Below are 714 nucleotides of genomic sequence, written 5' to 3'. Positions count from 1 at the left end.
TAACGGGCACGCCGTCCGGTTGATCATCTCGCACGAGGGCGACCCCGCCACCCCCGAGGGCATCAGCCACATCGCGCCGATCAAGAAAGCCGTGCACGAGGCGATCAAGGGCACGCCCTGGGAGGGCGCCAAGATCTACCTCGCCGGCACCGCAGCCACCTTCAAAGACTGGAAGGACGGCTCCAAGTACGACCTGATGATCGCCGGAATCGGTTCGCTCTGCCTGATTTTCATCATCATGCTGATCATTACCCGCAGTCTGATCGCGGCGGCGGTGATCGTCGGGACGGTCGCGCTGTCGTTGGGGGCATCGTTCGGCATGTCGGTGCTCGTCTGGCAATACTTCCTCGGTATCAAACTGCACTGGATGGTGCTCGCGATGTCGGTGATCGTGCTGCTTGCCGTCGGTTCGGACTACAACCTGTTGTTGATATCCCGCTTGAAAGAGGAGATACCCGCCGGGCTGAAGACCGGGATCATCCGCGCGATGGGCAGCACCGGCAAGGTGGTGACCAACGCCGGTCTGGTGTTCGCGTTCACGATGGCCTCAATGGTGGTCAGCGACCTGCGCATCATCGGCCAGGTGGGCACCACCATCGGTCTCGGCCTGCTGTTCGACACCCTGATCGTCCGGTCTTTCATGACGCCGTCGCTGGCCACACTGCTCGGACGTTGGTTCTGGTGGCCGCAACATGTCCGCCCACGACCGGCCAG

The 714-nt window shown here is 62.5% G+C and carries 1 protein-coding gene; it reads left to right on the top strand.

Going from position 1 to position 714, the window contains the following annotated elements:
- Nucleotides 1-714 (top strand): MMPL family transporter (locus A5658_RS12170; RefSeq protein WP_156751409.1); only part of this gene is annotated, 714 nt, incomplete at both ends.

Source organism: Mycobacterium sp. 1245111.1, assembly GCF_001673405.1.
Classification (GTDB): domain Bacteria; phylum Actinomycetota; class Actinomycetes; order Mycobacteriales; family Mycobacteriaceae; genus Mycobacterium.
This window is presented reverse-complemented; position numbering and strand designations above follow the sequence as displayed.